Origin of the sequence: Pseudomonas canadensis (genome assembly GCF_000503215.1) — a bacterium.
In the GTDB taxonomy this organism is placed as follows: domain Bacteria; phylum Pseudomonadota; class Gammaproteobacteria; order Pseudomonadales; family Pseudomonadaceae; genus Aquipseudomonas; species Aquipseudomonas canadensis.
The window spans coordinates 510,157-532,213 of record NZ_AYTD01000013.1; the positions used below are offsets into that span (position 1 = coordinate 510,157).

Here is a 22,057-nt window from a genome sequence, read left to right on the forward strand (position 1 = left end):
CATACTGTATGCATGTCCAGTATTTTTATTTGCTAATACCCCGTCATTTCCAAATAGCCCACCCCACCGTCAAACCGTACCGGCCCTTCCCAGTACGGAATGCTCAGGTTCATCCAGGCGTTCGGGTTGACGGCTTGGGTGATGATATCCAACTGTTTGCCAGGGATTTTCAGCGACCAGCGCGTGGGAATCTTGCGCCCATCAATCGTGGTGGTTTCCAACGGTGTCAGTTGGATATCTGCGTTGTGCAGCGTTTGCGTCTGGCCTTGCGCGTCGATCCAGGTGCCCGTGAGATACCCAGCGCCGTCGGCTTGCCGTACCCGAAACAACATCAACTGCTCGCCCCGGTCCAGGTGCAGGGAAAACCAGTCCCAGCCGGTCTGGCCGGCGCTCAGCGGTTGGCTGCTCCACTCGCGGTCGAGCCAGGCCGGACCGGTGACTTTATAGACCTCGCCATCGATAGTGACGCTACCACTGGCACTGAAAAACGGCTGGCTGTAGTAGTACGACGCCTGGCCCTGGTCGGACTTGCGGCTGTAGCCGTTGTCGCCCTGCAACACCAGTGAGCGACTGGACGTCAGGTGCAGGTCATAGGCGAATTGCGCACCACTGGCCTTGAGTTGCATGTCGGCCAAGCTGCTCGCGGCGCCGGGACGGGTGACAAAGTTCCAATCGTCGATCCAGGCGTTGAACGGCTGCGCCTGGGCCCCGGCCTGGCCCACGCCGCCGCGCGCAAAGCGTTCGGCGGCATAGTGGTGAGTGGCGGACGTCACGGCGGCGTGGCCAAGCCAGATTGTCGAATCACGCCAGCTCGCCTCGGTCGGCCCCGCCTTGAGCGCATTGCGGAACAACGTCCACTGCACACCGAAGACATTGCCCTGCGCGTCCTTGAGGTTGGCGGTGACGTACCACCACTCGATACGAAAGCCCTGATGGGGCCCATGGTCCTCGGGAAAACTGAACACTTTGCCGGGCACCACTTGGGCAAAGTCCGCCGCGTCACTGCCCAGGCCGGCGAAGCTTTCCTGCGGCTCAGGGGCTTTGTCACAAGCGACCAGTAAGCAGCACATCCACAACAGGCACTTAATCTTCATTGGCAAACGTCCTCAACAGATCCGCCGGACGGCTGCGATACAACTGCCACAACGGCCATGCCGAGGCCAGCAACGTCGCAACCATCGCCAACCCGAGCAATTGCGCGAGTTGCCACGGGAACACCTGCAACGGCAGGCGCCAACCGAAAGCCTGCACATTGATCACCGCGTCCAGGCACCAAGCCAACAGCAAGCCGAGCGGCAAGGCCAGGACCAGGGTAAGCACCGCCAACAGCCAGGTCTGGCCGAGATTGAGCAGCATCAATTGCCGGCGCGTGACGCCCAATGCCCACAGCGGTGCGAGCTGGCCCAGGCGACTCTGGCTCTGAGTTAACAGGCTGATGAACAGCGCCACGCCGGCCACGCCCAGCGTCAGGCTGTTCAGGGCAGCAGTGGCGGCGAAGGTACGTTCGAACACCTGGCTCGACCAGCCCTTGAGTTGCTGTTGATCGACGATACGGCTGTCGTCCAGGGCAAAGGCGCGCTGCACCTCACGGGTCAGCAACGCCACATCCGAAGGTGACACACGCAGGTTGAAACGCGCCGGAGACAGCGTCGGCCAATGGGTCAGCAGGTGCTTGGAATTGACCAACACATGGCCTTTGGGGTTGCCGTAATCGGCGTAGATCCCCACTATCTTTGGCGTCCAGGTGCCTTGAGGCGTGGGGATACTCAGGGTATCGCCCAACTTCACCGCCAGCCTGCGCGCCAGTTGCTCGCTGAGCATCAACGTGTCGCCTTGCTGCAGTTGATCCCACGGCTCGCTCGACGCCTCCAACAGCGGCCAATGCTGGCGATAAGTGGGGTCGTCGACCACGCCAAACACATCCGCCGGCCAGCCCTGCAACTGCACCGCAACCTGCCAGGTGGGCAGCACCGTCTGCACCAGCGGTTGTTGCGCCAACCAACGGCTCAGTTGCTGCGCCTGGGCCGGGTTTTGTGGGTTGAGGTACAACTCGGCGGTGAGACGCTGCTCCAACCAGTTGTTGAAGGTATGACGAAACCCCGAGGTCATGGAGCCCGCCCCGATATTCGCGGCCAAGGCCAACAGCAGCGCCATCAGGGCCAGGCTCAACGCCGGCAATTGCTGACGGCAATCAGCGAGAAACCACTGGCCCAGCACCGAGCGGCTGCGTCCCAGAACAGCCTTGAGCAGGCCATTGAGCACCACCGGCAACCCCAGGGCCGCGCCGAGCAGCAACGCAGCCATCAGCACGAAGCCGGCAGCCAGGCTGTGACCGAACCACAGCGCCAGCACAGCGATTACCAACGCGGTACCGGCCACCCACCCTTGACGCCGCAACCAACGCCCATGGGCCTCATGCCAGGCCTGGGCATTGGCCAGCGCCAACAAGGGCAAGCGCGCCGCCCGCCACAGGCTGCTGGCACCGGCCAGCAACGCGCCGAGCAAACTCAAGCCCAACCCCGCGCCCCACCACCAAGGGCTCAGGCTCAATTGACCCGGCACCTCGGCACCATACAAACCACGCAGGCTGGCAGCGACATCGGGCAGCAACAGACTCGCCAGCAGATAGCCGCTGGCCACGCCCAGCACGCCACCCAGCAACGAAAGCACGCCGAGTTCGACGCCCAGGCTGATAATCAACAGACGCACACTGACGCCGCAGGCGCGCAAGGTGCGCAACAGCCCGCGCCGTTGCTCCAGGGCAAGACCAATGGCGGCGTGCACGATAAACAACCCGACCACAAAGGACAGAAAGCCCAATGCATCGAGGTTCAGGTGAAAGCTTTCGGTGAGACGCGCAAGGTTATTGTCCTCGCCCTGCTTGAGTTGCAGCCCGGCGGGCGGCGTGGGCTGGCCAGCGGCGAACGCCTTGTCCACTAACAGCCGCGACAGGCGATCAGGCATCTCCAGCACAGGCTGGGCAAAGCCGATATCGGTGAGCAACAATCCGGGAGCCATATCGGCCTGGGCTTGCAGCGGCGGCAGGGCGTGTCCGTTCAGGGTGATGGGCTGTTGACCTGCATGCAGCCCCAAGTCCTGCAAGGTCTGCGGCGCAATCCAGGTACGCCCCGGCGGATCGAAAAACGCCATCATCTGCGCCTGGCTCATGCGCTGCCCCGCCACTGCGCCACTGCCCGGCAACGACAACGGGTCGATGCCCATCAATTGCAGGCGCACATGCCCCAGCCCCTTGAGTTGCACCCGCCCTTGAACCACCGGCGACACCGGCCATCCCGCGCGCCGCAACTGTGCAAATACGTCCTGTGGGAAGCTGGCGCCGTCCGGCGTGCCAAGACTGGCCTGGGGCTCGCCGCCGATCAAATGACTGGCGCGGGCATAGCTGTCCCGCGCCTGGCTGTTGAGGGCCTGCACGCCGATCAGCAACGCGGTGGCCAGCCACAAACCGGTGAGCACGCTGAAAAACTGCACGGGATGGCGCCGCCAATGGCTGAGCAGCGCACGCAAGGTCCAATAAAAAATTGCCATTTCAGACAGCGCTCGCCGGCACGACACGACCACGCTGCAGTACCACCTGCCGGTCCAGGCATGCGGCGATACGCGGGCTATGGGTGACCATCAACAAGCTGGTGGGGCTGTCACGCAGCAAGTCCAGCAGCAGTTGCAACACCTCGTCGCTGGTCGCTTCGTCCAGGTTGCCGGTGGGTTCGTCGGCCAATAGCAGGCCCGGCCGTGACGCCAATGCGCGCCCCACCGCGACCCGTTGCTGCTGGCCGCCGGAAAGCTGTTCCGGATAACGCTTGAGCAGATCGCCCAGGCCCAGACGCTCCACCAACTGTGCCTGCCAGTGCGGGTCAAACCGTCCTGCCAACCGCGCCTGGAACGCAAGGTTGTCCTCGACCCGCAGGCTGCTGATCAGGTTGAACTGCTGGAACACCAGCCCGATCTCCGTGCGCCGCCAGTGGGCCAGCTGCGCTTCGCTGAGTTGATCGAGACGCCGCTCGCCGACCTGGATGCTGCCCCCCTCCACCCGATCCAACCCGGCCACCAGGTGCAGCAAGGTGCTCTTGCCACTGCCCGACTCACCCATCAACGCCAGGCTGCTGCGCTCGGCCAGGTGCAGATCCACACCGGCCAACACCGCCAACGGTCCCTGGGGGGTGGCATAGCTTTTGAACACACCTTGCACCTGCAGCATGACGACACTCGTTTGAGGGGGGGCAATCGAGAATAACGGCTGCCGATCCCGGTCATGCAAATTTTTCACATCGATTTCACCGACTGCCCACCCACCCCTCTTTAAATTACCGGCCAAGCGTCACTTGTTGGCAACTTGTTAGTTGTCAAGCTTCACAACTTTTTACATGCAAAATGTTCAGCGAAAAGACAGCCGCCGTGTGACAGCCTCTTGTTCCATTACCGGCATTCGCCCACACGTTGCGCCTAATTAATAGAACATTGCCAACACTACCATGGTGAATAAAGTGGTTGACCTTACCCTGACCAAACCGCGCTCGCGATGGGCCTTTATCAGGCGCCTGCGACGGCTGTGGCTGGGCTTGTTCGTGGTGGGTTTGCTGCTTGCCGCCAGCCTGCTTTGGCACGCATCGCCAAAGGACCTCGGTATCGGCAATCGCCTGTTGACCTCCCACGTGCTGCCCCTCTGGCGTGACGGCGACCTGATCGTGCTGGTGCGTCATGAAGAGCGTTGCGACCGCTCGACCAACCCTTGCCTGGGCCCCGTGGAAGGCCTCACGATTCATGGCAGCCAACAGGCCGAAGAGCTCGGAAACGCCTTTAAATCATTGGGCATGGGCACAAGCGACGTACTTGCCAGCCCCACGATTCGCACTGCGCAGACCCTGCGTTTCATGTTCGGCAAAAACGAGTTGACCTCCGGCCAGCAGGCCGTCTGCGGCACGGCCATGGGCGAAGAATTGCTCAGTCATAAGGCCCCTGGACGCAACCTGGTGTTCGTCACCCACAGTGGCTGCATCGCCGACTTCGAAAAAGCCCAGGGTTTCCCCCATGCTGCGTTCCCCGAATACGGCAGCGCGTTGTTTGTGCAGACATTACCCAACGGTAAGTTGAAGATCCTGGGCATCGTCAATGGCCCGGACTGGCCCGCCGCATTGAAACAACTCTAGAAATATTCCTGTCCGTTTGTTCAGCAAAAAGACAGCCCTGTTCTGGCATGTTTAGTTGCGCCCTTTAACTAAGGACGTCATGAATATTTTCCGTCATTCAGTGAACATTGTGATTTGCTCTTCTATTACTTCATTACTTGAAATCCCCACAACTAAACGTCAGGGAGCGACGTTTGCATGACTCATTTAAAACCCCTGCCAGTCTTATTACTGGCCTTTGTCGCGTTTTACCTGTTGCCCCTGGGCCTGCACGGCTTATGGATCCCGGACGAAACCCGCTACGCCCAGATCAGCCAGGAAATGCTCCAGAGCGGCAACTGGGTAGCGCCGCATTTCATGGGCATCCGCTATTTCGAAAAACCCGCTGGCGGCTATTGGTTGATCGCCTTGGGCCAGTCGGTGTTCGGCCAGAACCTGTTCGGTGTGCGCATCGCCTCGGCCCTTACTTCCGGCTTGAGCGTGCTGCTGGCCTACTTGATCGCCCGCCGCCTGTGGAATGACCCGCGCAAAAGCTTCGCCTGCGCCCTGCTCTACCTGAGCTTCGGCCTGGTGGCCGGTCAAGCGGGCTATTCCAACCTGGATCCGCAATTCACCCTGTGGGTCAACCTGAGCCTGGTAGCCCTGTGGTTTGCCCTCGACAGCCACACAGTGCGCGGTCGTCTGTGGGCCTGGGCCGTCGTGGGCCTGGCCTGCGCCCTGGGTTTCCTGACCAAGGGGTTCCTGGCCTTGGTTCTGCCGGTGTTGATCGCCGTGCCTTACATGCTCTGGCAACGCCGCCTGGGCGAACTGCTGCGCTATGGCCCGCTGGCCATGCTGGTGTGTTTGCTGGTGTGCCTGCCTTGGGCGTTGGCGATCCATCTGCAGGAACCGGACTTCTGGCGGTTCTTTTTCTGGAATGAACACATCCGCCGCTTCAGCGCCGACAACGCACAGCACGTGCGGCCGTGGTGGTTCTTCCTGCCGATCATCGCGGTGGCTTGCCTGCCCTGGGCTGGGCTGCTGCCGAACACCCTGCGCAAGACCTGGCAGGAAAAGCGCCAGCCGGCGATCGCTTTCCTGGCCCTGTGGCTGTTGTTGCCGCTGGGTTTCTTCAGCCTGAGCAACGGCAAGCTGCCGACCTACATCATGCCGTGCCTGCTGCCCCTGGCCTTGTTGATGGGGCATACGCTGGTCGGCCTGATCAACCAGCATAAAGCCCGCACGATCTGCCTCAATGGCCTGCTCAACTTCGTGATCGGCATGGCGGCCATGATCGTGCTGATCTACCTGCAAATCGCTCGACCGCTGTACAGCAACAGCCATGCGGAAATGTTCAGCCTGTCCCTGGCGTTTATCGTGTTGCTGGGGTGGATCCTCACCAACCTGCTACAAGCCTTCCGCCCGCTGACGCTGTGGGCGATGCCGGCCCTGGGCATCGGCTTGCTGGTGATCCTGCTGCCGGCAAGCATGCCGGAGTGGATCGCGGACAACGAAATGCCCGACCAGTTTGTGCTCGAACACTTGGAAGAACTGCAACAGACCCAAGCCCTGCTGAGCAATGAACTGGGGAATGCCAGTGCCTTGGCCTGGCGCCTGAAACGCCCGGAAGTCGCGTTGTATGACACCGAGGGCGAGCTGCGTTACGGCTTGCAGTACGCAGGGTCAGTGCAGCGCAAAGTGGGGTTGGACGACGTGCAGACCTGGCTCAAGGAAAAGCGCCAACAGGGCTCGGTCGGCGTGCTTCTGCGCGTCAACAGCACCAGTGAAATGCGCGAAGCCGGGCAACTGCCACCGGGTGGCAAACGCTACTACAAGGGCTCCCTCGAACTGATCATCTACCCGAAATCGCCGTGATGGCGGCTTTCTGGAAGACCGAACGCGGCGCCCTGCTGCTGTTGCTGGGCGTCACCGCCCTGCTTCTGCTGGCCGGTTTGGGCGCGCGCGACCTGTGGGGCCCGGAGACCCGATGGGCGAACATCGCCTTGCAGATGCTGCAGAGCGGTGACTATTTCGATCCCTACCTCAAGGGCGCGCCCTATTACGACAAACCCCTGCCCTCCTACTGGCTGATCACTGCCAGTGCCCACGTGCTGGGTGGCCTCGGTCCCTGGTCACTGCGCTTGCCGTCCGTGATCGGCGCCTGGCTGAGCGTGTGGCTGGTCTACCTGATCGGCGAACAGCTACTACGCAAGGGTACCGGGCTGATTGCCGGCTGGATGCTCGCCACCACCTTCTACTTCCTGTTCTGGGCGCGCGTAGCCACAGCGGACGTGCTGACGGTGTGTGGCGTGCTGGCGGCGGTGTGGTGGTACTGGCGCGGGCCGGAGGACACGCGGCTCGGTCGCTATACCGTGTTCTTCCTGCTGCTGGCCGTGACATCGCTGTTCAAAGGGCTGATCGGTTTTGTGCTGCCCGGCCTGGTGCTGCTACCGCACCTGCTGGCTGAGCATCGCTACAAACGCCATCTCAACCTGCGCCTGGTGTGTGCCTTGCTGATCGCTGCAGCGGTGTATGCCGTGCCCTTCGTGCTGTCCCATGTCTACGGCGCGCCCACCTATGGCGAAAGCGGCCTGGCGCTGGTGTTTCGCGAAAACGTGGTGCGGTTCTTCGATCCCTTCGACCACATGGGCCCGATCTACACCTACCTGATCTACCTGCCCGCCTACACCCTGCCCTGGGTGCCCTGCTGGCTGCTCGGTTTGTGGTTGGCGCTGCGGCACTGGCGCCAGACCCCGCCTAATGTGCGCTGGCTGGTGTGGGGCCTCGGTCTGTTGTTCGTGTTCTTTACCGCCAGCGGCAGCCGCCGCAGCTACTACGTACTGCCACTGGTGCCCTTCGCCCAATTGCTCGGCGCCTGGTGGGTCAGCGAACGCCTGCTGGCCAGGCCTGACAGCACACCGCGTTGGTTCAAGGGGTTCGCCATTGCCGCCACGCTGATGCTGTTGATACTCGGCGTGGTCTACCCCTGGAGCAACGGCAATGGCGGCGTGACGCGCTTTGCCGAGGACGTGCGAACCGAAGCGACGCAAAGCGCGCCGTGGGAGCAATGGCAACTCGTGTTGGTGGAAGCGGACAACAAAGTGCCGATGTACCTGCAAAACGGCGGCAAGCCGTTCTACTACGTGGCCGAGACCCAGGACTTCCCGCGCCAGGGCGATAGCGCGGCATTCCTGGTCTGGCTGGAAAAAACCAGCGGCAAGGCCTTCAATCCGCAACGCACGATCATTGTCGCGCAATACTCCAAGGACGATCCCGCGCCACTGGCTTATCTGGGTAAGGATCATCGGGTGATTGGCACCCAGCCGGATAATGGCGAGCGGCTTTTCCACAGGCGGGAGGATGGGAGCGTGGCGTTCATTCCCACGGTCCACTGAGCATCAGGGGTGGTTGTTTTTCCCTGGGGTCGGGACGTCGATGGGCGCAACGCTGCTGCTCAACCCCGCCACCTGCTCCTGCACCGCCCGCCCCTCCGCCCGATTGCGGATAAACCCAGCACGGGTAAACCGCTCCAGGAACGGCACCGGCAGGGTTTTGTCCGGTATCACTGCCGGCTGCTCGGCCGCATCACCGAACAGGGTATACGCGGCACTTGGCAAGTGCCGGGTGTTGAGGTCGCTGGTCAGCCGTCCTTCCTGCAACACAATCGCGCGGTTGGTGACCCGTTGCAGGTCGGACAGGCGCTGGGAAATGTAGAGGATCGCCACGCCCCGTGCGCGCTGGCTATCGATCAGGCCAAGCAGGCTTTCGGCGTCGGCTTCCGACAGGGCGGCAGTGGGTTCGTCGAGAATCAGGAATCGGGGTTTCTGGGCAAAGGCGCGGGCCAGCACCAGCAGTTGGCGGTCCGCCTGGCCGAGGCGTTCGACCGGGTGTTGCAGCGGCAGGTCCAGGCCCAGCCCGGCGGCGATGGCTTCGGCACGTTGCAGCAGGTTTTTGCGGTTGAGCAAGAAGTCGGCATCGGGTTGGCCCAGTTCATCGAGCAGCAGGTTCTCCGCCACACTCAGGCCGGGGGCGATCCCATCGTCGGGACGTTGGTGCACCGCCACAATGCCGACCCGGCGCGCCGACAACGGTGAGGTGAAACGTTGGCGCTGGCCATCGACCCACAGCTCACCGGCGTCCGGCGCCAGGGTGCCGCTGAGGATCTTTACCAGGGTCGATTTTCCCGCCCCCGTGGCGCCGAGCAACGCCACGCCTTCGCCCGGATAAATATCCAGGCTGACCTGATCCAGCGCCCGTTGGGCACCAAAGGTTTTGCACAGGCCAAGCAGGCGAATCAGGAACTTGGGGGCAACGGGGTTGCTCATGGCTCATCTCTAAGGCGGAACGGTGACTCATTACAACGCTCTGCGGCGCTGATTTATTCCGAACAACAATGAGTTATGTCCCGAATTAAATGCATTACCTCATGAACAATCCAATAGCTGAATCGCATAGCCAAAATCTTTTGAGTTATAAGGCACTTGTCAGCAGTTTGATGAATGCTTTCAGCACCGCAACCATGAATCCCACGGGGCCGCGGTAGAGTAGTGAGGGGTAGGACTGGTGGCATTTGGTCATGGTTTGTAAAGGGCCAGCAAGGCGTGTCGCTTTTAATTGCAGGACGTTTCCTAGACAATCCTCGCCGCCTTGTGCCTGCTGGGGTCGGTGGCTAGTCTTCGCTCCGTCACTGAACTTCAGTGATCGGGTTTAGCAGCCTGACTTCAATGGGCACACGGTTCACATCTGCGTTTATGGTGGCTGTGCGCGGGGCACCTCCGGGTGCGCTGGTTTTCCTATTGACCGGTCTGCTAACCCGCGTACAGCTGCCACCCGCGTTTAGCAGCGTCGGCGGTAGCTCCTTTACTCAATAGGAGTTGCACCATGAACAAAGCCCTACCCGACCCGCCCTGTGACCCCGCCAAAGACCGCGCCGCCTTCAACCGCGCCATTGACCATTACCTGCCTTCACAGGGTTTCCACGCCATCAACGAAGACCTCAGCTTCGAAGACGCCCTGCTCTACACCGCCAGTTTGCTCGACAGCGCTTCAGCGACTGCATTGGATTGCGGCGCGCTGCTGCCCAGCCCTGAGCGGGCCAAGATCCTGGCGGTGTGGCATTTACTCGAAATTGCCAAGACGACGGTGGATCGCTCCATCGCGTGCTTGAAACCGTCGCCTACCCCTGCCTGAACGCGATCAAAAAATGTAGGAGCTGGCTTGCCGGCGATGGTCTTCAACGATGACGCGGGGAACCAGACAGAACGCAGCGTTCTCACGTTTATCGCCGGCAAGCCGGCTCCGACAAGACCGCGTATCTACGATGCGAAGCGAGTCGCTCTTGATTTTGATCTTAGGTGCCCCGTCAAACACGCTGGCCGAACGCAGGCTTGAATCCGTGGGTAACCCGGCAGGACGCCGGGTTAGCCGCGCTGGGCCAAGGATGGCCCATCGCGGCGGCCCACGGATTCAAGCCGGAGTGAGGGCACACCGAGCCTAAGCGAGGTGCCGAGTGTTGGGGCAAGAGCGTTTTGCTTACTTTTGCGCTCTATCAAAAGTGAGCCGCCGTAAGGGCGGAACCCATACCCGCCGTTACCGCAGCAATGGATATGTACACCACCAAACCAGCTCCCACAAAAACACATCAGATCCTGCGACGCCGGTTGAGCTGGGGAATGGCCGCCTGAGGAACCTCCACCCGCTCCACCTGCGTCGCCGTCTGCGCCGCCAATTGCGCCAACGTCGGATGACTGAACAACGTCCGCGCATCCACCTCCAACCCCGCCTTGCGCATCCGCGCCACGAGATTCACCGCCAACAACGAATGCCCCCCCAACTCAAAGAAATGGTCATGCCGCCCCACCCGCTCAAGCTTCAGCACCTCAGCCCAAATACCGGCCATCAACGTCTCAACTTCCCCCACCGGCGCTTCATAAGCCCGACTCACCACCGACTCCAACCCCGGTTCCGGCAACGCCTTACGGTCAAGTTTTCCCGCAGGATTGAGCGGCAATTCATCCAACTGCACAAACGCCGCCGGCACCATGTACTCCGGCAACTGCTCCAGCACATGCGCGCGCAGGGCTTCCAGGCTCGGCGCCTCCCCACGCACAGTGAAATAGGCGACCAAACGCTCATCCCGAATCAACACCGCCACTTCCCGCAACGCCGGATGCGCCATCAACCTTGATTCAATTTCCCCCAGCTCCAAGCGCACGCCGCGCAGTTTGACCTGGAAGTCATTACGCCCAAGGAACTCAAGGTTGCCGTCCGGCAGGTAACGCACCAGGTCGCCAGTCCGGTACAGCCGGTCGCCGTCAACAAACGGGCTGTCGATAAACCGTTCGGCGGTCATCTGCTCCAGCCCCAGGTAACCACGGGCCACGCCGACCCCGCCGATATGCAATTGGCCACTGACCCCCATGGGCGTCGGCCTGTCATGTTCGTCCAGCACATACAGACGCGTGTTGTTGATCGCCCGGCCAATCGGCAGTTGCAGCGCAGGCACCGGCGCGTCGGGCTCCAGGGTCCAGGCGCTGCTGTCTACCGTGGCCTCGGTAGGTCCGTAGACGTTATGCAGGCGCACCTTGGGCAAGCGCGCCTGCACGCCACGGGACAGGGCTTCGGTGAGTTCGCCGCCGCCACACAGCACATCAGTAAGGCTGGTGCACAGGGCCGACTCTTCCAGTTCAAGAAACTGCTGGAGCATGGCCGGCACGAACTTGATCACGCTGATCTGCTGCTCGCGAATCACCTGCGCCAGGTACGCAGGCTCACGGTGACCATCAGGCCGGGCGAGCACCAACCGCATGCCGTTGGTGAGCGGCCAGAACAGCTCCCACACTGAGCCGTCGAAGCTGAAGGGCGCCCGTTGCAACAGGGCGCCGCCCTCGGCGTTGGGGCACAACTGCGAGCCCCAGTGCATCAGGTTACCGAGGCCCCGATGCTCGATCATCACGCCTTTGGGCGTGCCGGTGGAGCCCGAGGTGTACATCACGTAGGCCAGGTTGGCGACGCTCAAGCCCGGCACCAACGGATTGCCGATGGGTGCCTGGCTCCAGGCGCAGTGGTCGAAGTCGATCACCGGGATCGACACATCACCCGGCAAGTCGCGGGTTGCCGCGTGCACCAGCAGTGCAACCGGTTGGCTGTCGTGGAGCATGTAGGCCAGGCGCTCGCGCGGGTAGCCAGGGTCCAGCGGCACATAGGCGCCGCCGGCCTTTAGGATCGCCAGCAAACCCACCACCAGATCCAGCCCGCGCTCGACGCACAGCGCCACGCGGGAATCCGGCTGCACCCCGCGTTCGCGCAGGTGGAAGGCCAGTTGATTGGCGCGTTCGTTAAGCTCGCGGTAGGTCAGTTGCCGCTCGCCGGCCTGCACCGCCACGGCGTGGGGAATGTGCCGCGCGTGGGCTTCGAACAGCGCCTGCACGGTGAGGGTTTCGGGGTATGCGGTTTCAGTGGCGTTGAAGTCCACCAGCAAGGTGTTCAACTCGCGGGCGGGCAGAACCTGAATTTCACACAGTGGCGTTTGCGGTGCCTGCTCCAGCGTGTCCGCCAGGTTGACCAGCACGGTTTCGAGGTAATCCAACAAGCGCTCGGCGCCGACCTGGCGCGGGGCCTTGGCCTTGATCCGAAAGCCGCTGGCGATGTCGTCCACGGTCAGCATCAGCGGGTAACTGAGGATGTCTTCACTGCTGAGCAAGGCGATGCCCGGCACCAGGATCAGGTCACGATCGGCGTCGGTGTGGCGGTAGTTGAGCAGGCTGTTGAAGAGTGGCGATGCACTGCTGCAACGCTGGGCCAACGCCAGCGATGCCTGTTCATGGGCGAGCAAGGCGCTGAGCCGAGCGTGGGTATCGATCAGGGCATCGGCGACGTTTTTCCCGGCCAGGCGCACTCGCAGCGGCAAGGTGTTGATGAACATGCCCAGGGCCCGATCAGCGCCCTCGCCCGCCTGCAAACGGCCGAGCAAAACCGTGCCGAACACCACGTCATCGCGGCCCGCTACGCGGCTGAGCACCTGGGCCCAGGCCAGATGGAACAGGCTGGCCGCGCTCACGCCCAACCCGCGCGCCTGGGCACGCAGGCGCTGATTGAGCCGGTCGCTCAGTGCGCGTTCGGCTTCACCGGTGTGCGCCCGGTCCGCCTGGCGTTCCTTAAGCCCGAAGGCCAGCGTCGGCTCGTCGATATCACCCAGTTGCTCGCGAAAGAACGCCTCATGCCCGGCCTGACGTGCCGGCGAACGGGCTTGCGTCACCACATTGCGATACGGCACCGGCACCGGCAGTTGTGCCTGCTGGCCGAGTAAATGGGCACGGAGTTCCTGCATCAGGATCGTGGTGGACGTAGCATCGTTGACCAAGTGATGGAAGCGCAGACGAGCGATCCAGCGTTGGTGCTGCGGTTCTTCGGCATAGTCCAGGGCCATGAGTGGCGCCTGGCGCAAATCCAGCGGTAAATAGTCCTCGCGCAACGGTTCAACACGTAACAGCGCCTCGCGCCACACCACTTGCATCGGCTGCTCCAGGGCATCCCATACCAGGCTGGTGCGCAGGATATCGTGGCGATTGATCACCTGTTGCAGGGCCTGGGCAAACGCGTCCAACTGCTCACGCCGGGCAAAACTGAACAACGCTTGTTGCTGGTACGGATCACGCTCGTCGGTGATGTGGTGGTAGAGCAAGCCCTCCTGCAGCGGCGCCAGCGGGTAGACGTCCTGCACGTTGGCCGCGCCGCCGGGAATGCTCGCGACAATGCGCGCCAGGCTCGCCGGATCCAGTTCGGCCAGGTGAGGTTCGTCCACCTCGCCGTATTCACTGGCCGCCGCCAAGGCTGCCAGGGTCGGCTGGCCGAACAGCACCTGCACATCGGCACGCAGCCCGACCTGGCGCATGCGCTGCACCAATTGCACGGCCAGCAACGAATGCCCGCCGAGTTCGAAAAAGTGGTCGTGGCGCCCGATCTGCTGCACGTGCAACAGCTCGGCCCAGAGTTGCGCCAACAAGGATTCCACCCCGGCGTGCGGCGCTTCATACAGGCGCGTGACAAAGGCATCCTGGGTCGGCGCCGGCAACGCCTTGCGGTCGAGTTTGCCGTTGGCGGTCAGGGGCAGCGCGTCCAGTTGCGTGTAGGCGGCGGGCAGCATGTAATCAGGCAGCGAGGCCTGCAGGTGGGTGCGCAGGGCGTCGATCTGCACCGCTTCGCGGGGGACGAACCAGGCGAGCAATTGCCCATCGCGTGACTGCACCACCGCCTCCTGCACGTGCGGATGAGTGGCCAGGGCGGATTCGATTTCGCCCAGTTCGATGCGCATGCCACGGATTTTCACTTGGTCGTCGTTGCGCCCCAGGTATTCAAGGTTACCCTCCGGCAGCCAGCGCGCGAGGTCGCCGGTGCGGTACATGCGGCCTTCGATAAACGGGTCGTCGAGGAAGCGTTCGGCACTGAGCTCGGGGCGGTTGAGGTAGCCCCGTGCGACACCTTTGCCGCCGACGTACAACTCCCCCGGTACACCGATGGGCACCGGGCGTTGCTGTGCATCCAGCAAGTACACTGTCGCATTGGCGATGGGCGCGCCGATGTGCAACGGCTGGCCCACTTCCATGGGACCGGAGGTGGCGACCACCGTGGCTTCGGTGGGGCCGTAGTTGTTGATCACCGCAAAGGACTGCGCTTGGGTAAAAGACCGCAATCGGTCGCCGCCGATCAGCAGGGTGCGCAGGGTCGGATGTTGCAGGCCTTGGCTGAAAGCGTACTCGGCCACGGGCGTCGGCAGGAAACCTACTTGCAGCGGCTGCGCCTGCCACCAGTTGAGCAGCGCGTCGATATCTTCGGCGCCGTCATGAGCCGGCGGCAGGTGCACGGTGGCGCCCACGCACAGCGCAGGCCAGATTTCCCAGGCCATCGCGTCAAACCCGAAGCCGGCGACACTGGCGGTGTGGCTGCCGGCGCGCAGGTCAAAGGCCTGGCAATGCCAGTCCACCAGGTTCGAGACGGTGTGATGCTCGACCATCACGCCCTTGGGCAGGCCGGTGGAGCCTGAGGTGTAGATCACATAGGCGAGGTTGGTGGCGCTGACCGGCACGCGGGGGTTGGTGCCCAGGTGGAAGGTCGGGCGATCCAGCTGGATCACTGGCACCTCCAGCGCAGGCAAACGCGTCAGCAGATCGTGCTGGGTGAGCACCACCACCGGATCGCTGTCTTGCAGCAAATAGCTCAGGCGCTCGGCGGGATGGGCCGGGTCTACGGGTACGTAGCAGGCGCCGGATTTCAGGGTCGCCAGCAACCCCACCAGCGTCTCCAACCCGCGCCGCGCCAGGATCACCACGCGGTCGTCCGGCTGTACACCACGCTCCAGCAGTTGATGGGCCAGCGCATTGGCCTGCTGGTTGAGCTGGGCGTAGCTCAACTGCCGGCCTTGGTACACCGCCGCCACGGCGTCCGGCGTGCGTGCGGCCTGGGCTTCGACGCGGCCGTGCAGGGTTTGCACCGGCGCGTTGGCCTGGGCGGTGGCGTTCCAGAGTTGCAGCTGGGCCTGTTCGGCGGGCGTCACCAGGGAGAAATCACTGATCTTCAGCGCGACGTCCTCCAACCCTTGCTCCAGCAGCCAGGTAAAGCGCTGCGCCAGGGCGAGTACTTCATCGTGCTGGAAGTACGCTTCGTTGTAGACGCAATGCAGGCACGCGGTGTCCTGGTAACGGTTGCTGCGCAGGTGGATCGCCAGCGGCAACGGCTCATGATGGTTGGACACCTTGACCGCACGGGCCTCAGTGGTGCCGTAGCGCAGTTCATGATCGTCCTGTTCGAAGGACACCGACAGGTCGAACAACTGACCACGATCGGTGCGGCGCAAGCCCAGCTCACGGTTCATCTCGCTCAGGGGAAAACGTTGGTGGCGGAAGTCCTGCTTCAGCTGGTCGCGAACCCCACGGACTAAAGCGCTGAACGGCAACTGCTCATCGAACTGCAAACGCACGGCGCTGACCTGGGTGAACAGCCCGACGGTGGAACGAAAACGCGCATTGGAGCGGTTAAGAATCGGCAGCCCCACCACCCATTCCGGGCGCTGGGCGGTGCGGGTGAAATACACATACATCGCCGCCAGCAGTACATGAAATGCCGAGGACTGGTAACGGTTCGCCACTTGTTCCATGCGGTTGAGCAGCGCCACCGGAAACGCTTGGGCCAGCGTATTGCTGGACGCCTTGGCATTATTCCGCGGCGTCAGCAATGGTTCCGGCAGCACCTGGTATTTGCCCAGCCAATACCCACGGTCGCGGGCGTAGCGGGCCGAGGCGTGATAGCGCTCATCCGCGTCAATAAAGTCGATGTAGGACGGCGCAAGCAGCTCCGGTTGCCGAGCTTGTTGCAGGTCGGTGTACAGCCGGGCCAGGGATTGCAGCATCTGGCCGAAGCCCCAGCCGTCGAGGATCAGGTGGTGGGCCTGGGTGCCGAGGCGGTAGTGGTCGTCGTCGAGTTTGACCAGAAAGAAGCGAAACAGCGGCGCGCCCTGCAGGGTGAATGGCCAGGCCATTTGTGCCTGCATCAGCGCATGGCTTGCAGCCTTTGGATCAGGCTCGCCGGAAACATCATGCAGGGCCATGTCGACAGGCACCGTGGTAGCGAAGGTCTGCCGAGGCAAACCGTTGGCGTCGGTGTGCAGTTGCGTGCGTAACGCATCGTGCTTGAGCACCAGCAACTCGATGGCGCGCTGCATCAGGTCTTGCGCGATGGGGCCGGCAAAATCCACATAGCCGCCGATGTTGTACAGCGGCGAATCGCCCACGCGCAGTTGGTCGAGCCAGATGTCCTGTTGGGCGGCGGTGAGGGGGAAGCTGGAGGAATGCTTCATAAGATCCTTCTCATGGGGTTCAGGCACTGGCCGCGCAGGGAGGCCCATTACGACGAATAGGCCGGATTGGAGCATGAGGGATCGAGGCTGTCTGACACCCTAAACCCGGACATCCAAATGGATAGATTGAGCTTGGCTGAAGGTTCACTGCTGAAACGATTAAAGCTGTGTAGGAAATTGGCTACACCTGGCCGCTGTAAGTATTCATCGATAGTTTTTAAAAATAATTATTTTTCGTTATTTATCAATTTGTTAAATAAATATAAACGTCTCTTCTGATTTATTTCGGCCGGAATTGCCTCTCAGAAACGTCGAATTAATGACGTGGTTTTTATGGCAGGTTGTGTCCCTCGTTTCAGCTACATACGTAGGACGAATCCCCTGGCTAAATACAATCTCGACTACCGACTCTGGTGTGTGAGCAACGGATCGCCCCCGCAGTGGCCCAGAGAGTCTGTTGAAGGTTTTCGATTTCAAGGATGAGATGGCTATGAGTTTGACCAGCAGTATTGCCAACCCGCAAAGCCCGAATTTCTATGCCGAAATGGGCGAGTTAATTGCCAGTAGTGGCCAAACGGATTTCGCCGCACACATGCTGCACCTGGTGGACAAGTGGGTGTCGATCCATCTGGTGGACCTCAGCGAATGGACCCTCGACGAGCTGCGCAGCCGCGTGCTCGATATCAAGCTGCTTGGCAGCGCCGGCCAGACCCAGGACCTGCCGCCGCTGGTGCTGAACTCCATGGATGACCACCCGTTGCTGCGGGAAATGCTTGGCATGCAGGACCCGCTGTTGATCCAGTTGAAGGCCAAGGCCAAGAGCGTGTTCCCGCGTGGCACCTCACACCAGTGCAACCTGGTGTCGCGCCAGGGCAACCGGCGCTGCGTGATTTCGTTTTATCGCCCACCTAACCATCGCGGGTTTTCCCTGGCCGAGTTGTCGTTTCTCAAGTGCCTGTCGGACACCCTGCTGCCACTGATCGAATGCCACGCCCAGAGCCTGCGCCAGGCGCCCCATCCCGAGGCCGAACCGGCCCACACTTTGCTGGAGCAATCCCAATTGCAGCGTGAGTTCTACAAGCGCTTGTCCCTCGGTGAAATCACCCTGTCGGCACGCGAACAAGAGGTGTGCCTGGGCCTGCTGACCGGTGGCACCGTGCCGCAAATGGCGGAAAAACTCAGCGTGAAGAACAGCTCCATCGAAACCTACCTCAAGCGCGCCGCCGCCAAGTTGGGCGTGAGTGGCCGACATGGCCTGGCCAAATGGATGGTTGGTGCCTGATGAATAAATTGAGCGCATTGGCGATGGCAGGGCTGCTTGGCGGCTGCTCGTTGATACCGGATTATCACCGGCCTGCGGCGCCCGTGCCGGCGCAGTATCCCCAGGAAGGGGTGTACGCGCTGGCGCAATCCGGCACGTCGGACTGGCGGCAGTTGTTTCATGACCCGGCGTTGCAACGGTTGATTGGCGAGGCCTTGGTCAACAACCGCGACCTGCGGGTGGCGGCGCTGAACGTCGAGGCGTTCCAGGCGCAGTACCGCATCCAGCGTGCGGACCTGTTTCCGGCCGTTTCTGCCACCGGGGCCGGGCAACGCCGGCGTTTGCCGGGGGATGTGACCGGCACGGGCAAATCTGCCATTACGTCGAGCTATTCCGCGACCCTGGGCATCAGCGCCTATGAACTGGATCTGTTCGGCCGCATCCGCAGTCTCAGCGAACAGGCGATGCTCACCTACCTGGGTACCGAAGAGGCCCGGCGCAGCGCGCAGTTGAGCCTGGTGGCCAACGTCGCCAATGCCTACCTGACCTGGCGCGCCGACCAGGAACTGCTGGCCCTGGCCCGACAAACCCTGGTGGCCAACGAGCACAGCCTGCGCCTCACCAGCCGCAGTAAAACCGCCGGCAAGGCGTCGGCACTGGATGTGGTGCAAGCCAGCACCAGCGTCGAAAGCACCCGCGCCAGCGTGGCCCGTTATGAGCGCCAGGTCGCCCAGGACCTGAACAGCCTGGCTCTATTGGTGGGTGGCCCGGTGGACGAACAACTGCCGTCGCGCCCACTGGCGGATGACTTGGTCGCAAGGGTACCGGCCGGCCTGCCTTCGGACCTGCTGCAACGCCGTCCGGATATCCTCCAGGCCGAGTACCAACTGCGCGCCGCCAATGCCAATATCGGCGCCGCACGCGCTGCGTTTTTCCCTTCTGTGAGCCTCACCGCCAATGCGGGCAGCACCAGTACAGAGCTGTCGGGACTGTTCAAGGGCGGCTCCGGCAGTTGGACGTTCCAGCCGCAGATCAACCTGCCGATCTTCAACGCCGGCAGCCTGCGCGCCAGCCTCGACTACGCCAAGCTGCAAAAGGACATTACGGTGGCGCAGTACGAAAAATCCATCCAGACCGCCTTCCAGGAAGTCGCCGATGGCCTCGCGGCCCGGCAGACCTATACCGACCAGTTGGAGGCACAACGGGATTTCGTCGTGGCCAACCAGCAGTATTACAACCTGGCCGAACACCGCTACCGCAGCGGTGTGGACAGCAACCTCACCTTCCTGGATGCGCAACGTACGCTGTTCAACTCGCAGCAGGCGCTGATCGTCGACCGCCTGGCGCAGTTGGTGGCCGAGGTGAAGTTGTATACGGCGCTGGGCGGTGCGTGGCAGGTCAGCGCAAGCCCGACTGCCGCAGCCGATACTCCCCCGGCGTCACCTGCGCATACCGAAGGAAAAACCGGCTGAAATACGCCGGGTCCTTGAAGCCGAGCTGGTAGCAGATTTCATTGGCGGAACTGCCGGTGAACAGCAGCAGGCGCTTGGCTTCCTGCATCACGCGCTCAAGAATCAGGCGCTTGGACGGCAGGTCGGCCAGGCGCCGGCATACCTCATTCAGGCGTGCCTCGGTCACGCCAATCCCCTCGGCATAGCGCGCCAGCGGCCAGTGTTCCAAGTAGTGCGCCTCGATCAACTCGTTGAAGCGATGGAAGATGCGCAGGTCTTCGTGGCGGGTCGGGCGCGCGGGTAACGAGTGGGCGCACAGCCGCAGCAGGCGAATCATGATCAGCCGCGTCAGGCTATCCAGTGCCGCCGCGCGCCCTGCCCGCTCGGCGTTGATCTCATCGTTCAACTCTTCGAACAATCGATCCAGGCCTTGATCACCCACCGTCAGCGCCACGCAGGCGGCGCCGGACGCCAGGCTGGGGTCGGCGTCGATCAATCCCCACACCAACTGCTGACGCACGGTCAGCACATGCCCATCGGCATCCGCCTCGGTGACGAAGGCGTGGGGCACCGTGGGCGGCGTGAGGAAGAACATCGGCCCGGACTCCAGGTACTGACGGTCATCCAAGTACACCCGCACCGCGCCGCTTTTCACGTAATGCACCTGGAAAAACCGGTCATGCCGATGCACGGGCATGTTGCGCCCGAAAAAGCCCGCCAGGTTGCCGAGCTTGTCGTAGTGCACCTCGGCATCGCTGTAACGCTGGTCGTAGACCTGCCCGATATTGATATTGGGAATCGGCTGCACGCTGCCCCCTTGTTGTTATTTGAATGCCAGGGATTTTGCCACGCTTGACGGTAGTTAACATATTAATTATAACGTTAACAACTTAACGAACTGCCTATGCAGCAGTCGCCACCGCCAGGAGAAACGCATGAGCCGTACCCTGCATGATGTTGCCAGCGGCACCCTGTTCGGCGTTGCGCTGAACTACCAGGGCCTGCTGGACCAGCATCTCGCCGCCTTCCAGCAGGCGCCCTACCAGAAGCCGCCGACCAAGCCGGTGCTGTTTATCAAGACCCCGAATACGCGCAATCAGCACGATGCGGTGGTGCGTCACCCACAGGGCGAACGCCTGCAACCCGGCCCGGCATTGGGCGTGGTGATCGGCCAGCGCGCCAGCCGCGTCAGCCTGGACAATGCCATGGCCCACGTGGCCGGTTATGCGGTGGTCAACGAGTTCAGCCTGCCGGAAGACAGCTACTACCGCCCCGCCGTCAAAGCCAAATGCCGCGATGGGTTCTGCGCGCTGGGGCCGGCGTTCGTGCCACGGGACCAGGTGGGCAACCCCAACCAACTGAGCCTCAAGCTGTGGGTCAACGGCGAACTGCGCCAGGAAAACTCCACCGCGAACTGGGTGCGGGACATCCCGCAATTGATCGCAGAGATCAGCGAGTTCATGACCCTGTACCCCGGCGACGTGCTGATCACCGGCACGCCCGAAGACCGTGTGGATGTGGTGCCGGGCGACACCGTTGAAGTAGAGATCAGTGGCGTGGGCCGCCTGACCAGCCATATCCAGGCGGAGACCCCAGCATGAAACACGCCCGCATCCGCTATGAAGATAAAATCCACGCCGTAACGGTCGAAGCCGACAATGCCGTACGCCTGAACGACGGTCGCCTGCTCGCCGAAGATCAGGTCGAGTGGCTGCCCCCGGCCACCGGCAACATGTTCGCCCTCGGCTTGAACTACGCTGACCACGCCGCTGAACTGGCCTTCACGCCGCCGACCGAACCGCTGGCGTTCATCAAGTCCGTCGGCACCTACACCGGCCACCGCCAGGTCACCTGGCGCCCGGATAACGTCGCCTACATGCACTACGAGTGCGAGCTGGTGGCGGTCATCGGCAAGGCCGCGCGCAACGTCAAACGTGCCGACGCCCTGGACTACCTGACCGGCTACACGGTGTGCAACGACTACGCGATCCGCGACTACCTGGAAAACTACTACCGCCCCAACCTGCGCGTGAAAAACCGCGACGCCACCACCCCGGTCGGCCCGTGGATCGTCGACGTGGCTGAAGTGCCCGACCCAGGCAACCTGACCCTGCGTACCTGGATCAACGGTGAACTGCGCCAGGAGGGCAGCACCCGCGACATGATTTTCGACATCCCCTATCTCATCGAATACCTGTCTAGCTTCATGACCTTGCAACCGGGCGACATGATCGCCACCGGCACGCCCGAGGGCCTGGCCGATGTGGTGCCTGGCGATGAAGTGGTGGTGGAAGTCGAAGGCGTGGGCCGCCTGGTCAACCGAATTGTCAGCGAGGCGGAGTTCTTCTCTGCCCGGAAAGAGGCGTAAGCA

At 62.4% G+C, this 22,057-nt stretch carries 14 protein-coding genes; 8 read left to right on the top strand and 6 right to left on the bottom strand.

Annotated features, from left to right (window positions below; translation table 11 throughout):
• Nucleotides 1-32: 32 nt before the first annotated feature.
• The 3 genes from U367_RS0111210 to U367_RS0111220 are packed head-to-tail and all read right to left on the bottom strand — an operon-like array spanning nt 33 to nt 4,216.
• Nucleotides 33-1,094 carry a lipocalin-like domain-containing protein gene (locus U367_RS0111210; protein WP_028617014.1) on the bottom strand — a complete coding sequence of 354 codons (1,062 nt, stop codon included), beginning with the start codon at nt 1,092-1,094 and terminating at the stop codon, nt 33-35.
• Entirely contained in the window at nt 1,084-3,546 is a 2,463-nt protein-coding gene (locus U367_RS0111215; protein WP_028617015.1) for an ABC transporter permease, read from the bottom strand. Before U367_RS0111215 ends, U367_RS0111210 begins: the two co-directional genes overlap by 11 nt.
• 1 nt (nt 3,547) lies before the next feature.
• On the bottom strand, nt 3,548-4,216 hold the full coding sequence (locus U367_RS0111220; protein WP_028617016.1) for an ABC transporter ATP-binding protein: 669 nt from the start codon (nt 4,214-4,216) through the stop codon (nt 3,548-3,550).
• 274 nt (nt 4,217-4,490) lie between these two features.
• Here U367_RS0111220 and pmrG point away from each other — a divergent pair, with 274 nt between their 5' ends.
• The 3 genes from pmrG to U367_RS0111235 all read left to right on the top strand — a co-directional run bounded on the left by pmrG (nt 4,491) and on the right by U367_RS0111235 (nt 8,518).
• The gene (pmrG, locus tag U367_RS0111225; protein WP_028617017.1) at nt 4,491-5,165 is read left to right on the top strand and encodes a lipopolysaccharide core heptose(II)-phosphate phosphatase PmrG; all 675 of its coding nucleotides are present in this window, start codon (nt 4,491-4,493) and stop codon (nt 5,163-5,165) included.
• A gap of 177 nt (nt 5,166-5,342) precedes the next feature.
• Nucleotides 5,343-6,998, top strand: coding sequence for a lipid IV(A) 4-amino-4-deoxy-L-arabinosyltransferase (gene arnT, locus U367_RS0111230; RefSeq protein ID WP_028617018.1), 1,656 nt, complete (start codon nt 5,343-5,345; stop codon nt 6,996-6,998).
• The gene (locus U367_RS0111235) at nt 6,998-8,518 is read left to right on the top strand and encodes an ArnT family glycosyltransferase (protein WP_028617019.1); all 1,521 of its coding nucleotides are present in this window, start codon (nt 6,998-7,000) and stop codon (nt 8,516-8,518) included. The genes arnT and U367_RS0111235 overlap by 1 nt, the downstream gene beginning before the upstream one ends.
• A 3-nt stretch (nt 8,519-8,521) precedes the next feature.
• Here U367_RS0111235 and U367_RS0111240 read toward each other — a convergent pair whose 3' ends face one another.
• Nucleotides 8,522-9,448 carry an ATP-binding cassette domain-containing protein gene (locus U367_RS0111240; protein WP_028617020.1) on the bottom strand — a complete coding sequence of 309 codons (927 nt, stop codon included), beginning with the start codon at nt 9,446-9,448 and terminating at the stop codon, nt 8,522-8,524.
• Between the two features lie 556 nt (nt 9,449-10,004).
• On the opposite strand from U367_RS0111240, the gene U367_RS0111245 reads away from it, so the two are divergent.
• On the top strand, nt 10,005-10,313 hold the full coding sequence (locus tag U367_RS0111245; RefSeq protein WP_028617021.1) for a DUF6124 family protein: 309 nt from the start codon (nt 10,005-10,007) through the stop codon (nt 10,311-10,313).
• A gap of 451 nt (nt 10,314-10,764) precedes the next feature.
• Here the strand turns inward: U367_RS0111245 and U367_RS0111255 are convergent, their stop codons facing one another.
• Nucleotides 10,765-16,974 carry a non-ribosomal peptide synthetase gene (locus U367_RS0111255; protein ID WP_028617022.1) on the bottom strand — a complete coding sequence of 2,070 codons (6,210 nt, stop codon included), beginning with the start codon at nt 16,972-16,974 and terminating at the stop codon, nt 10,765-10,767.
• Between the two features lie 490 nt (nt 16,975-17,464).
• On the opposite strand from U367_RS0111255, the gene U367_RS0111260 reads away from it, so the two are divergent.
• A complete protein-coding gene (locus U367_RS0111260; RefSeq protein WP_028617023.1) occupies nt 17,465-18,256 on the top strand; it encodes a helix-turn-helix transcriptional regulator in 792 nt (263 codons plus the stop codon).
• Nucleotides 18,256-19,707 carry an efflux transporter outer membrane subunit gene (locus tag U367_RS0111265; RefSeq protein WP_032864193.1) on the top strand — a complete coding sequence of 484 codons (1,452 nt, stop codon included), beginning with the start codon at nt 18,256-18,258 and terminating at the stop codon, nt 19,705-19,707. The genes U367_RS0111260 and U367_RS0111265 overlap by 1 nt, the downstream gene beginning before the upstream one ends.
• On the opposite strand, the gene hpaA is transcribed toward U367_RS0111265, so the two are convergent.
• Nucleotides 19,634-20,494, bottom strand: a complete 861-nt coding sequence (gene hpaA, locus U367_RS0111270; protein ID WP_028617025.1) for a 4-hydroxyphenylacetate catabolism regulatory protein HpaA — start codon at nt 20,492-20,494, stop codon at nt 19,634-19,636. The genes U367_RS0111265 and hpaA overlap by 74 nt on opposite strands.
• A 127-nt stretch (nt 20,495-20,621) precedes the next feature.
• On the opposite strand from hpaA, the gene U367_RS0111275 reads away from it, so the two are divergent.
• Together U367_RS0111275 and U367_RS0111280 are read left to right on the top strand one after the other, a co-directional pair.
• Nucleotides 20,622-21,287, top strand: a complete 666-nt coding sequence (locus U367_RS0111275) for a fumarylacetoacetate hydrolase family protein (protein WP_028617026.1) — start codon at nt 20,622-20,624, stop codon at nt 21,285-21,287.
• Nucleotides 21,284-22,054: a fumarylacetoacetate hydrolase family protein gene (locus U367_RS0111280; RefSeq protein WP_028617027.1), complete on the top strand. Its 771-nt coding sequence runs from the start codon at nt 21,284-21,286 to the stop codon at nt 22,052-22,054. The genes U367_RS0111275 and U367_RS0111280 overlap by 4 nt, the downstream gene beginning before the upstream one ends.
• Nucleotides 22,055-22,057 lie beyond the last annotated feature (3 nt).